This window comes from Collimonas humicola, assembly GCF_018304945.1.
Lineage (GTDB): Bacteria > Pseudomonadota > Gammaproteobacteria > Burkholderiales > Burkholderiaceae_D > Collimonas > Collimonas humicola.
On record NZ_JAGQEE010000002.1, the window covers coordinates 170,098 to 183,005 of the forward strand.

Annotated in this window: 9 protein-coding genes; 2 read left to right on the forward strand and 7 right to left on the reverse strand. The window is 59.4% G+C overall.

The annotated features are described in order from the left end of the window. The first annotated feature begins 13 nt into the window (after positions 1-13). Both xdhC and guaD read left to right on the forward strand, forming a co-directional pair. The gene (gene xdhC / locus KHU30_RS09470) at positions 14-1,114 is read left to right on the forward strand and encodes a xanthine dehydrogenase accessory protein XdhC (RefSeq protein WP_211442417.1); all 1,101 of its coding nucleotides are present in this window, start codon (positions 14-16) and stop codon (positions 1,112-1,114) included. Positions 1,115-1,204: 90 nt separating this feature from the next. Beyond that, entirely contained in the window at positions 1,205-2,545 is a 1,341-nt protein-coding gene (gene guaD, locus KHU30_RS09475) for a guanine deaminase (protein ID WP_211442418.1), read from the forward strand. Positions 2,546-2,632: 87 nt separating this feature from the next. Here the strand turns inward: guaD and KHU30_RS09480 are convergent, their stop codons facing one another. The 7 genes from KHU30_RS09480 to ptsP all read right to left on the reverse strand — a co-directional run bounded on the left by KHU30_RS09480 (position 2,633) and on the right by ptsP (position 12,864). Then, positions 2,633-4,171 carry a SpoVR family protein gene (locus KHU30_RS09480; RefSeq protein WP_211442419.1) on the reverse strand — a complete coding sequence of 513 codons (1,539 nt, stop codon included), beginning with the start codon at positions 4,169-4,171 and terminating at the stop codon, positions 2,633-2,635. After that, positions 4,168-5,436, reverse strand: a complete 1,269-nt coding sequence (locus KHU30_RS09485) for a YeaH/YhbH family protein (RefSeq protein WP_211442420.1) — start codon at positions 5,434-5,436, stop codon at positions 4,168-4,170. Before KHU30_RS09485 ends, KHU30_RS09480 begins: the two co-directional genes overlap by 4 nt. Before the next feature lie 216 nt (positions 5,437-5,652). Continuing rightward, positions 5,653-7,575, reverse strand: coding sequence for a PrkA family serine protein kinase (locus KHU30_RS09490; RefSeq protein ID WP_211442421.1), 1,923 nt, complete (start codon positions 7,573-7,575; stop codon positions 5,653-5,655). 152 nt (positions 7,576-7,727) lie between these two features. After that, positions 7,728-8,999, reverse strand: coding sequence for an AmpG family muropeptide MFS transporter (locus KHU30_RS09495; protein ID WP_211442422.1), 1,272 nt, complete (start codon positions 8,997-8,999; stop codon positions 7,728-7,730). Between the two features lie 91 nt (positions 9,000-9,090). After that, the gene (metW, locus tag KHU30_RS09500) at positions 9,091-9,693 is read right to left on the reverse strand and encodes a methionine biosynthesis protein MetW (RefSeq protein ID WP_211442423.1); all 603 of its coding nucleotides are present in this window, start codon (positions 9,691-9,693) and stop codon (positions 9,091-9,093) included. Next, positions 9,683-10,867 (reverse strand): homoserine O-succinyltransferase MetX, encoded by a 1,185-nt coding sequence (gene metX / locus KHU30_RS09505; protein WP_211442424.1) that lies wholly within the window; start codon positions 10,865-10,867, stop codon positions 9,683-9,685. Before metX ends, metW begins: the two co-directional genes overlap by 11 nt. Positions 10,868-11,109: 242 nt before the next feature. Then, positions 11,110-12,864, reverse strand: coding sequence for a phosphoenolpyruvate--protein phosphotransferase (ptsP, locus tag KHU30_RS09510; RefSeq protein ID WP_211442425.1), 1,755 nt, complete (start codon positions 12,862-12,864; stop codon positions 11,110-11,112). Between the last annotated feature and the right edge of the window lie 44 nt (positions 12,865-12,908).

Genomic DNA, 12,908 nt, shown 5'->3' on the forward strand with positions numbered 1-12,908 from the left:
CCGGAGTCACACCATGAGCAACTGGCTGGAAGCGCTCACGACGCTGATCACGCAAACCTCGCAGAACACGACGGCGATCCTGGTCACCGTGGCGCAGGTCGAGGGCTCCGGGCCGCGTGAGCCGGGCGCAAAAATGGTGGTGACCGCGGTTGGCCAGTTCGACACCATCGGCGGCGGCCACCTCGAACTGCAAGCCGTCAGGATCGCCCGCGAGATGCTGGAAGAAGGCTTGTCGCTGAGCCGCGAACGGCGCCTGCAGCGCTTTTCTCTCGGCCCCTCGCTGGGCCAGTGCTGCGGCGGCGTGGTGCACCTGGCATTTGAGCGCGTGACTTCCGCCTCGGCTGACTACTTCAGTTTCCTGCAGCGCCGCCTGCGCGACGCGGAAGACAGCTGGCGCCTGGTGGCGCTGGACGACGCGGCGCCACCCGCCATGTGCGACGCCGACGGCGCGCGCCTGCACGGGCCGGGACGTTTGCCTACCTTGCCGTCCTTGCTGGCCCCGTCCGCCAAGGCGCTTGGCGCCTGCACCATCCTGCGTGACGATCACGGCCGCCGCTGGCTGCTGGATGCCTGCCTGGCGACGCGGCCGCAGTTGTTCCTGTTCGGCGCCGGCCATGTCGGCGCGGCAATCGTCAAGGCGCTTGGCGACTTGCCTTGCCGCGTAGTGTGGATCGACGAACGCGAAGAAATGTTTCCAGACGTCCTGCCGGCCAATGTCCGCATCGAAGCGACCGATACGCCGGAAGCCGTGGTGGACAACGCGCCGGACGGCTCCTGCTTCCTCGTGATGACCCACAATCACGCGCTCGACCAGCGCTTGTCGGCGCAGATCCTGCAGCGCGCCGGAGTCGCCTGGTTCGGCCTGATCGGTTCCAAGAGCAAGCGCATGCAGTTCGAGCATCGCCTGCATGAACGCGGCATTTCGCATGAACGGCTGGCCGAGATGGTGTGCCCGATCGGAATTGCCGGCATTGTCGGCAAAGAGCCGGCAGTCATCGCCGCTTCAGTGACGGCGCAGCTGCTGCAGGTGTGGGAGCGCATCGCCAGGCAGCAGCAAGCAGCGGCCAGCGCCCCGCAATTGCGCCTGCCGCTGCAACTGGTCAGCACCATTTAAATCAAATCTGGATCGGACCCGGTTTGCATCGGGTCCGTGATGCATCGCCCATAGCGGCCCTAGTCCGCTTTTTATTCAAGGATAGCTCTCATGTCAGCCCTCAGTTTCAGCCATATCGACCAGTCCGCATTGCAAGCCTACCGGGCAAGCCTCCTGCATTTCAGCGCGGATCCTGCCCATCGTTCGGATGCCTGTCATTGGCATGAAGACGGCTTGCTGCTGATCGCCGACGGCAAGGTGGCGGCCGCCGGCGACTATCAGCAACTGTCCCTGCAATTGAAGGCTGAGCTGAAAGGGGAACTGAAGATCCAGGACTATCGCGGCAAGATCATCATGCCGGGCTTTATCGACACTCACCTGCACTACCCGCAGACCGACATGATCGCCTCGCCGGCGCCAGGCCTGCTGCCGTGGCTGGAAAAATATACTTTCCCAACCGAGCGCAAGTTCAGCGACCCGGCCCACGCCGGCGAAGTCGCCAAATTCTTTATCGATGAACTGCTGCGCTGCGGCACCACGACAGCGATGGTGTATTGCACCGTCAATCCGGTTTCGGTGGACGCCTTCTTCAGCGCCAGCGAAGCGCGCAACCTGCGCATGATCACCGGCAAGGTGCTGATGGACCGCAACTGCCCTGAATTCCTGCAAGACACCGCCGAAGGCGGCATCCGCGACAGCGAAGAGCTGCTGAAGAAATGGCACAAGCGCGGCCGCCAGCTGTATGCGATCACTCCGCGTTTCGCACCGACTTCCAGCAACGCGCAATTGCAGCTGGCAGGCGAACTGGCGCAAGCCTACCCTGACGCTTACCTGCAAACGCACGCCGCCGAAAATACCGATGAAGTGGCCTGGGTCAAATCGCTGTTTCCGCAGTCGCGCAGCTACATGGACGTCTACGACAAGTACGGCATGCTGCGCCCGCGCTCGATGTACGGACATTGCGTCTGGCTCGACGATGAAGATCGTCGTCGCATGGCTGAGACGCAATCGGCAGTGGCGATCTGCCCTACTTCCAATCTGTTCCTCGGCAGCGGGCTGTTCGATTTTGCAGGCGCCGACACCGCGGGCGTACCGCTGTCGCTGGCCACCGACGTCGGCGGCGGCACCAGCTTCTCGATGCTGCAAACCATGAACGAAGCGTATAAGGTGGCGCGCATGGCGAACACCTACTTGCCTGCAATGCGCATGTTCTACCTGGCGACCTTGGGCGGCGCGCGCAGCATGCAGCTGGAAGGCACGATCGGCAATTTCGTTCCGGGAGCCGAGGCCGATTTCATCGTGCTCGACCCAAAAGCTACGCCATTGCTGGCGCGCCGCAGCGAACGTACCGAGAGTCTGGAAGAGTTGTTGTTTGCGCTGGCCTTGCTGGGAGATGACCGGGCGATTGCGGCGACCTTTGCCGCCGGCAAGCTGGTGCACAGCCGCGCCTGATGCATGTGATGCAAGGCGGGTAATCGTGCCAACGCCGTCTTTCCGCCTCTATTTTCCACCCTCACGGGCAGGCACGCTGTGCCTGCGCTACGGCCGCAATACGTATTTGTTCTCGCTGACGCATTCATAGCGCTGCAATACATTGCCGCTGTCGTCCACGCTTTCGAGATACACATCGAACTGCCACAGGCGCGCCATATGGCGCAGCATTTCATCGGTGCCTTCGGCCAGCGGCCGGGCGTCGCTGCGGAAATGACGCAGGGTCAGGCTGCGGTCGCCGCGGGTATTGACTGACCAGACCTGGATGTTGGGTTCGCGGTGGTTGATATCGTACTGGCGCGACAGCGCTTGCCGCACATACTGGTAACCGGCATCGTTGTGGATCGCCGAGACTTCCAGCTCGCTGCGGTTTTCATCGTCCAGCACCGCAAACAGGCGCATGTCGCGTATCAGCTTCGGCGACAGATACTGAGCGACGAAGCTTTCATCCTTGAAGTTGCGCATCGCGTAATGCAAGGTTTCCAGCCAGGGCGTGCCTGCCAGTTCCGGAAACCAGCGGTAATCTTCTTCGGTGGGATTTTCGCAGATGCGACGGATATCGCTCATCATGCCGAATCCCAGCGCATAGGGATTGATCCCGCTGTAATAGGACTTGGTCACCGGCGGCTGGTAGACGACGTTGCTGTGGGAATGCAGGAACTCCATCATGAAACCGTCGGTCAGCTTGCCTTCATCGTACAGCGTGTTGAGAATCGTGTAGTGCCAGAAAGTGGCCCAGCCTTCGTTCATGACCTGGGTCTGGCGCTGCGGATAGAAATACTGGGCGATCTTGCGCACGATGCGGATCACTTCGCGTTCCCATGGTTCCAGCAGCGGCGAATTCTTCTCGGCAAAGTACAGCAGGTTTTCCTGCGTCTCCGGCGGGAAGCGTCCTTCGACACGTTCGGCGGCTTCTTCCTTTTTTTCCGGCAGGGTGCGCCACAATTCATTGACTTGCGACTGCATGTATTCGGCCCGTTCGCGCCGTTGCGCCTGCTCTTTTTCCAGCGACAGTTTCTGCGGCCGCTTGTAGCGGTCGACGCCGTAGTGCATCAGCGCATGGCAAGAGTCCAGCAGCTCCTCGACCTTGGAAAAGCCGTAGCGCTCTTCGCATTCGGCGATGTACGCCTTGGCGTAGACCAGATAATCGATGATGGCGTGGGCATCGGTCCACAGCTGGAACAGGTAATTGCCCTTGAAAAAGGAGTTGTGCCCATACGCTGCGTGCGCTACCACCAGCGCCTGCATCGTCATGGTGTTTTCTTCCATCAGGTAGGCGATGCAGGGATTCGAATTGATGACGATCTCGTAGGCCAGGCCCATCTGCCCGCGCTTGTAATCGCGCTCGGTCATCAGGAAGTGCTTGCCGAACGACCAGTGCCGGTAATTCACCGGCATGCCCGCCGAAGCGTAGGCATCCATCATCTGCTCGGCAGTGATGATCTCCAGCTGGATCGGGTAGATATCCAGCTTATAGCTGGCGGCGACGCGGGCAATTTCGTCGTTGTATAGTTCGATCAGGTCGAAGGTCCAATCGGACGGACAGGGCAGCGCCTGATTGACGCCCTTGGCTAGGCGATCGTTCATGAATGGACCTGCTTTTCAAACAGTTCACGGAATACCGGATAAATCTCGCTGGCGGTCTGCACCTTTTTCATCGCAAACTGCGGATTGACGGCCGCGATCTGCTGGTACTCGGTCCACAGGTTCTGTTCTTCCACGGTCACCTGGATATAAGCGAAGTAGCGCGAACGCGGCAGGATTTCCAGCTCCAGCAGTTCACGGCACTTGGGCGAATCGTCATTCCAGTTGTCGCCGTCGGAAGCCTGGGCGCCATAGATGTTCCAGTCGCCCGGCGGATAGCGTTCGTCGATGATCTTCTTCATCAGCTCCAGCGCGCTGGACACCACCGTGCCGCCGCTTTCCTGCGAGTGGAAGAAGGTATCTTCATCGACCTCGTCGGCACGCGTGTGATGGCGGATGAACACGACTTCGATGTGCTCGTAATTACGCGTCAGGAACAGGTACAGCAGAATGAAGAAGCGCTTTGACAGATCCTTGCGCTGTTCGTCCATCGAACCCGATACGTCCATGACGCAGAACATCACGGCGCGGCTGGACGGCTGCGGCACCTTGATCCGGTTGACATAGCGCAGGTCGAAAGGATCGATGAAAGGAATCCGCCAGATGCGGCCTTTCAGGTGATGGATATCCTCTTCCAGGCGGACGATTTCGTCGCGCCGGTCGTTAGGATCGACCTTCAGCGTTTCCAGCAGCGCTTCCAGCTCGCGCAGCTTGACCACCAGCGGCGAGCCAAGCGCAATGCGGCGTCCGAGCGAGCTGCGCAGGGAACGGACGATATCGATATTGTTGGGGCTGCCTTCGGTGGAATAACCGGCGCGCATGTTTTTCCAGCTGGGCACCGCCAGCAGATTGGTCTTGATCAGGCGCGGCAGCTCCAGGTCTTCGAAAAAGTACTGCATGAATTCTTCGCGCGACAACTGGAATACGAATTCGTCCTCGCCCTCGCCGGAATTGCTGGCGGAACTGCCGCCGCCACCGCCAGACCCACCGTCTGGACGGGGAATACGGTCACCTTGCAGATAATCCTGGTTGCCGGGATGGACCATCTCGCGCTTGCCGCCGGGTCCGTGGCCGAACACCGGCTCACTGATGCCCTTGCGCGGAATGCTGATGCTCTTGGCGTTTTCGATTTCCTTGATGCCGCGGTCGCGCACGGCTTCGGTCACCGAACGATGAATGGCCGCCCGGAAGCGCCGCAAGAAGCGCTCCCGATTGGCAATGCTTTTGTTCTTGCCAGACAGTCTACGGTCGATTATCTGATGCAACACGATCGGCTCTCCTAGTCAGACGGCATCCGGTGAGTCGCTGCTACTATCGGCTCGCCTTAGGCCCCGTTAGTAAATAACTTGAACATTTGTGCGGCCGTAGCCGGCGCGCTGCTGCGTTGCCCACCGCTTGCAGTGCTCGCACTGCGGCGCGTCTGGCGCCTTGCTTCGCATCCAGCTACAGCCGCCCAAATGCCCAACTTATTCCCTAGCGAGCCCTTACGATGACTTGCGCACGCGCAGATACCATTCGCACAGCAAGCGCACCTGCTTCGGCGTATAGCCTTTGCTGACCATGCGATTGACGAAATCCTCGTGCTTGCGCAATTCCTCGTTAGAACCTTTGGCGTTGAATGAAATAACCGGCAGCAGGTCCTCGGTATTCGAGAACATTTTCTTCTCGATCACGACCCGCAACTTTTCATAGCTGGTCCAGAGCGGATTCTTGCCGGCGTTGGAAACCCGCGCCCGCAGCACGAAATTCACGATTTCGTTGCGGAAGTCCTTCGGATTGCTGATGCCCGCCGGCTTTTCGATTTTTTCCAGTTCAGCGTTCAGCGCCGCCCGGTCGAAGCTCTCGCCGGTGTCGTGGTCGCGGAATTCCTGGTCCTGGATCCAGAAGTCGGCATAGGTTACGTAGCGGTCGAAGACGTTCTGGCCGTATTCCGAATACGACTCCAGGTAGGCGGTCTGGATTTCCTTGCCGATAAATTCGGCATAGCGCGTCGCCAGCGTATCCTTGACGTAGGACAGGTACTTTTGCTCCAGCTCTTGCGGGAACTGCTCGCGTTCGATCTGCTGCTCCAGCACATACATCAGGTGCACCGGATTGGCCGCCACCTCGGTCGAATCGAAGTTGAACACGCGTGACAGTATCTTGAAGGCGAAGCGGGTCGAGACCCCGGTCATGCCCTCGTCGACACCGGCGTAATCGCGGTATTCCTGGAACGACTTGGCCTTGGGATCGCTGTCTTTCAGGTTCTCGCCGTCGTACACCTGCATTTTCGAGAAAATACTGGAATTCTCCGGCTCGCCCAGACGCGTCAGTATCGAAAACTGCGCCATCATCTTCAGCGTACCCGGAGCGCATACCGCCTTGCCCAGGGAAGAGGTGCGGATCAGCTTTTCATAGATCTTGATTTCTTCCGACACCCGCAGGCAATACGGCACCTTGACTATATAAATACGGTCCAGCAAAGCTTCGTTGTTCTTGTTGTTGCGGAAGGCCTTCCATTCCGACTCGTTGGAGTGAGCCAGGATGATGCCGTCGAACGGAATCGCGCCGAAACCCTCGGTGCCCTTGAAGTTGCCTTCCTGGGTAGCGGTCAGCAGCGGATGCAGCACCTTGATCGGCGCCTTGAACATTTCGACGAATTCCAGCAAGCCCTGGTTCGACAGGCACAGGCCGCCGGAGTAGCTGTAGGCGTCGGCGTCGTCCTGCGAATACTGCTCCAGCTTGCGGATATCGACCTTGCCGACCAGGGAGGAAATGTCCTGGTTGTTTTCGTCGCCCGGTTCGGTCTTGGAAATGGCGATCTGCCGCAAGATCGAAGGATAGCGCTTAACTACGCGGAATTTCCGTATATCGCCGTTGAATTCGTGCAGCCGCTTGACCGCCCACGGGCTCAATATGGATTTCAGATAACGGCGCGGAATGCCGTATTGCTCTTCCAGGATGGCGCCGTCCTCTTCGTAATCGAACAGGCCCAGCGGCGACTCGTTCACCGGCGAGCCCTTGAGGGAATAGAAGGGAACATGTTCCATCAGCTGTTTGAGGCGTTCGGCGATAGATGATTTGCCGCCGCCGACCGGACCCAGCAAATAGAGAATTTGCTTGCGTTCTTCCAGGCCTTGCGCGGCGTGCCGGAAATAGGCGACCACTTGTTCGATCACCTCTTCCGCGCCGTAGAACTCCTTGAACGCGGGATAAACCTTGAGCACCTTGTTGGCAAAGATGCGCGACAAGGAAGGGTCGTGCCGTGTATCGACCTGTTGCGGCTCGCCTATCGCCATCAGCATGCGTTCGCCGGCGGTTGCATAACCGCTGGGATCGGTCTTACAAAGTGCTAGATATTCTTCTAGGGAAAATTCTTCTTCTCTGGTTTTGTCGAACCGAGTTGCAAAGCTGCTGTAGATATCCATATCACCCCCGCATCAACGATGTTGCGAAAACAAATTGAAGATTACACTATTGAAAGTTCGACCTCTTCGGATACTCGCAGTTCCTTGATCGGCTACCGTCCTTTTCAACCCAGCCCAGAAGAGGATTATTCGATTTGATTCTAATCCTTTTTCTAACTTACAACAGGATTTTCTCTTTTTGCCACATCCTGCTTCTGGTTCCACGGTGCGACTTTGAACAAAATTAACATTCCCGGCAGCGCCAAAACGAAGCACAGAATAAAGAAATGGAACCAGCCGGTTTCCGCCACGATATAGCCGACCGAGGAATTGACGAAGGTCCGCGGCACCGCAGCGAGGCTGGTGAACAAGGCATATTGCGTAGCAGTGTAGCGGGGATCGGTAGCGCGCGCGATGAACGCCACGAAAGCCGCGGTGCCGACGCCGACGCCGAAAGCCTCGCCGCCGATCACGATGGCCAGCACCAGCGGATCGGGACCGACCTGCGCCAGCCAGGCAAATCCCAGGATAGTCACCGCCTGCACCACGCCAAAAATCCACAATGCCCGATTTATTCCTATCTGCACCATCCAGATGCCGCCGACCAGGCCGCCGACCAGGCTGGCCCACAAGCTGGTGGTCTTGGAAATCAGGCCGATCTGCGTCAGGGAAAACCCCAGGTCGATATAAAATTTGGTGGCAAGCGCGGTTGCCATGCTGTCGCCGAGCTTATAGAGGAAAATAAAGGCCAGTATCCACAGCGCGCTGGACCAGCCATCCCTGGTGATAAATTCCTGAAACGGCAATACGACGGCTTCCCGCAGACTCCTTGGCGGCGATCCGTATACCGTCGGCTCCTTGATCAGCAAGGTGCAGATCAGCCCCGGCAGCATGAAACCGGCGGTGATCCAGAACACCGCCTGCCAGCTCATATGATCGGCCAGGAACAGCGACAGGGCGCCCGGCACCATGCCGGCAACCTTATAGGCATTGACGTTGATCGCGGCGCCCAGCCCCTGCTCGCTTTCGGGCAGGATTTCGCGCCGGTAGGCGTCGATCACGATATCCTGGCTGGCCGACAGGAACGCCACCAACGCCGCCATACAAGCGATTGCCGTCACCTGCGAGTGCGGATCCAGCATGCCCATGGCGCCGATGGCGACGAACAGGGTCGCCTGGGTCAGCAGCATCCAGCTGCGCCGGCGGCCGAGTTTGCCGAAGTGGAAGCGATCCATCAGCGGCGACCAGACGAACTTCCAAGTGTAGGGAAACATCACCAGCGCAAACAGCCCCAGCGACTTTACGTTCAGACCGGATTTGCTCAGCCAGGCTTGCAGCAAGCTGAGCAGGATGAACAGCGGCAGGCCGGAACTGAAGCCGAGGAAAGCGCAGATCAGCATGCGCCGGTTGAGGTAGTGATGCCAGGGATTTGAAGCTGAAGTCATAGATGCGCCCGCGGCGGCGGGAGTTGTGGATAATCACGCCGCCCCAGATTCAAACCGTGGGCGGCAAGAATATCCCTTAATTTTTACGGGTTTATTTCTTGCGAAAGCGGAATACCGCAAGACTACCACGCCAGTTGGGCAGCACCGAGATCGGCTGGCCATCGTGCAGCGCTACGCATTCGAGCACTTCCAGGCCGACTTGGTTCGCCAGTTCTTCAAAATCCTTGATGGTGGCGCAGCGCAGGTTGGGGGTGTCATACCATTCGTACGGCAGCGATTTCGACACCGGCATGCGGCCGCGCAGCAGCGCCACCCGGTGCGGCCAGTAGGCGAAATTGGGGAAGGATACGATCGCTTCACGGCCGACGCGGGCGATATCGCGCAAAACGCCTTCCACATTTTTCATCATTTGCAGGGCCGACAGGCAGAGCACGGTGTCGAAGGCATTGTCGGCAAACAGGTTGAGCCCGGCTTCCATGTCTTGCTGGATCACCGAGACGCCGCGCGCCACGCAGGCTGGAATCTTGGCATCGTCGATTTCGACGCCGTAGCCGGCGCACTGCTTGTCGGACTGCAGATAATCGAGCATGACGCCGTCGCCGCAACCGAGGTCGAGCACCTGTGACTGGCCGCGCACCCAATGTGCAATAAAGGCCAGGTCGGGACGCAAGCTGCTTAATTGATCAAAGTTCATGTACGGCTCCTACTGCTTCTGTTGCTGCTGTCGATTCGCTTGCCGGCGCCTGGCCCAGCTCTTGCCAGATGCGGTTGTAATATTCGCCCACCACGCTCATGTAGCGCGGATCGTCCAGCAAAAAGGCATCGTGGCCGTGCGGCGCGTCGATCTCGGCGTAGCTGACGCGGCGCTTGTTGTTGACCAGCGCCTGGACGATTTCGCGGCTGCGTTCCGGCGAAAAACGCCAGTCGGTCATGAACGACACCAGCAGGAACTGCGCCTGGGTGCGGCTCAGCGCCTGGGTCAGGTCGCCGCCGAATTCCTTGGCCGGATCGAAATAATCGAGCGCCTTGGTGATCAGCAGATAAGTATTGGCGTCAAAATATTCAGAGAATTTGTCGCCCTGGTAGCGCAGGTAGGACTCGATTTCAAAATCGATGCCGAAGCCGAACTGGTAGGCGCCGGAGCGCAGGTCGCGGCCGAACTTCTCGGCCATGTCATCGTCCGACAGATAAGTGATATGGCCGACCATGCGCGCCACCCGCAAGCCATTCTTGGGCACCACGCCGTGCGCGTAATAATCGCCGCCGTGAAAACCGGGATCGGTCAGGATCGCCTGCCGCGCCACATCGTTGAAGGCGATGTTTTGCGCCGACAGCTTCGGCGTCGAGGCGATCACCACACAGTGGCGCAGTCGGGCCGGGTACAGCAAACTCCAGGCCAGCGCCTGCATGCCGCCCAGCGAGCCGCCCATCACCGCGGCAAACTGCACGATCCCCAGCGCATCGGCCAGGCGCTCCTGGGCTTGCACCCAGTCTTCCACTGTCACCACCGGGAAGCCGGCGCCGTAGGGCTTGCCGGTAGCGGCATTGATATGCATCGGACCGGTGGAGCCGAAGCAGGAACCGAGGTTGTTGACGCCGATGACGAAGAATTTATTGGTATCGAGCGCTTTGCCGGGCCCAACCATGTTGTCCCACCAGCCGACGTTCTTTTCGTCGTCCTGATACACGCCGGCGACGTGGTGCGAGGCGTTCAGCGCGTGGCAGACCAGCACGGCATTCGATTTGTCGGCATTCAGGGCGCCATAGGTTTCGTACACCAGCGTGTAATCGGCCAGCAGCGCGCCGCTTTGCAATTGCAGCGGTGTCGCGAAATGCATGGATTGCGGAGCAACTATTCCTTGGGACATGGTCAATTTGCTTGTATTGTGTAGAAATAAAAAAAGCCCGAGAGCTTTCGCTAATCGGGCTAAATTCTGGGCTTGTGCTTCAAGCTCGCTTTAGCCGTATTTATTTGGCATCTACCGGTCCGGAAACCAGGTGATGCCGCGCGCCCGCAAGCTGAGGTGGTGAAACCATTCAAATCGGCGCGATGGGACAAGAATAACCAAGTCGGGGCTTGGCGTCAAACTATGATGGCATTGTCATTCCATCAAGCCATGATCCGCATCTGGCTCACCGCGGTGGCGATCGCGCTAGGCTCGGTATTGCGCAGGATTTTCTTGGTTTGCAGCGTCAGGCCGTCGAGGTCGCTGTTCAGCACTTCCTGTTTCACCGCCAGCAATTGCGCCGGATGCATGGAAAATTCAAGCAAACCCATACCCAGCAGCAAACGCGTGAATTTGACGTCGCCCGCCATTTCGCCGCATACCGAGACTGGAATCCCGGCCTTGCGGCCGAGCGCGATCACGGTCGACAGCAGAAACAGCACGGCCGGATGCAAGGGGTTGTACAAGTGCGCGACCTCATGGTCGACGCGATCGATGGCCAGGGTGTACTGGATCAGGTCGTTGGTCCCGATTGACAAAAAATCCATGCGCTTGATGAACATCGGCAAGGCCAGCGCCGCCGCCGGGATCTCGATCATGGCGCCGATCTTGATGGCTTCGTCAAACTTGACGCCGTCGTCGCGCAACTGCTGCTTGGCCTGTTCGATCATGGCCAGGGTCTGGTCGATCTCAAACGCGTGCGCCAGCATCGGGATCAGCAGCTTGACCTGGCCGAAGGCGGAAGCGCGCAAGATCGCCCGCAGCTGCGTCAGGAACAATTGCGGCTCAGCCAGGCAATAGCGGATGGCACGCAAGCCCAGCGCCGGGTTGAGCGCGGTCTGCTCATCGTTGTTGAGCGGCTTGTCGGCGCCGACGTCGAGCGTGCGGATGGTCACCGGCCGGCCTTTCATCGCCACCACCGCCTGCCGGTAGGATTCGAACTGCTCGTCCTCGGTCGGCAAGGCGTGCTGGGTGCCGATGCGGCCCATGAACAGGAATTCCGAGCGGAACAGGCCGACGCCGCTGGCGCCGGATTCCATCGCCGCCGCACAGTCGCTCGGCAGTTCGATATTCGCCAGCAAGGTGATTTCGGTGCCGTCCAGCGTTATGGCGCGGGTTTTCTTGATCTTGCCGAGCTTTCTGCGCGAACGCAGCAGCTGCGCCTGGCGCTCGCGGTATTGCTTGAGTATCACGGTGGCAGGATCGACGATCACCACGCCGGCGTCGCCGTCGATGATGATCCAGTCGTCCTGCTTGATCAGGCGCGAGGCATTGTTCATGCCGACCGCGGCCGGAATATCCAGGCTGCGGGCGACGATCGCGGTATGCGAATTCTGGCCGCCGAGATCGGTCACGAAGCCGGCGAAGGCGCGGTCGCGGAACTGCAGCATATCGGCCGGGGAAATGTCGTAAGCCACCACCACGATGTTGGCGAACGATGCGCCGTCGCTGTCGACTTCGGGCAAGCGGGTGGAAGTGCCGGTCAAGACTTTCAGCAAGCGCTCGCCGACCTGCAGCACATCCATCTTGCGCTCGCGCAGGTAGGGGTCTTCGATTTCATCGAACTGGGTCGACAGCTCGTCGATCTGGGTCACCAGCGCCCATTCGGCGTTGTACTGGCGGTTGCGGACAATATCGAGCGACATCTCGGCCAGCATCGGATCCGACAGGATCAGCAGGTGGACGTCGACAAAAGCGCCCAGCTCGGGCGGCGACTCTTTCGGCAAATCATTGCGGATGGTTTGCAGTTCGGTACGCACGGTGGCGACCGCGCTCTGCAGCCGCTGGACTTCAGCTTCGACCTCGGTTTCGCCGATCAGGTAGTGCTTGACGTCCATGGCAGCCGGCGCCAGCAGGTGCGCGCGGCCGATCGCGATGCCGCGCGAAACCGGAATGCCGTGTAAGGTAAAGGATGCCATCTGGTCACCGCTGTATAAAGATAGATAGAGATAAATGCGGAACC

What these genes read in the sequence shown, in the direction of transcription:
- xdhC (WP_211442417.1), top strand. Translation starts at nt 14, where the DNA reads ATGAGCAACTGGCTGGAAGCGCTCACGACGCTGATCACGCAAACCTCG.
- guaD (WP_211442418.1), top strand. Translation starts at nt 1,205, where the DNA reads ATGTCAGCCCTCAGTTTCAGCCATATCGACCAGTCCGCATTGCAAGCC.
- KHU30_RS09480 (WP_211442419.1), bottom strand. Translation starts at nt 4,171, where the DNA reads ATGAACGATCGCCTAGCCAAGGGCGTCAATCAGGCGCTGCCCTGTCCG.
- KHU30_RS09490 (WP_211442421.1), bottom strand. Translation starts at nt 7,575, where the DNA reads ATGGATATCTACAGCAGCTTTGCAACTCGGTTCGACAAAACCAGAGAA.
- KHU30_RS09495 (WP_211442422.1), bottom strand. Translation starts at nt 8,999, where the DNA reads ATGACTTCAGCTTCAAATCCCTGGCATCACTACCTCAACCGGCGCATG.
- metW (WP_211442423.1), bottom strand. Translation starts at nt 9,693, where the DNA reads ATGAACTTTGATCAATTAAGCAGCTTGCGTCCCGACCTGGCCTTTATT.
- metX (WP_211442424.1), bottom strand. Translation starts at nt 10,867, where the DNA reads ATGTCCCAAGGAATAGTTGCTCCGCAATCCATGCATTTCGCGACACCG.
- ptsP (WP_211442425.1), bottom strand. Translation starts at nt 12,864, where the DNA reads ATGGCATCCTTTACCTTACACGGCATTCCGGTTTCGCGCGGCATCGCG.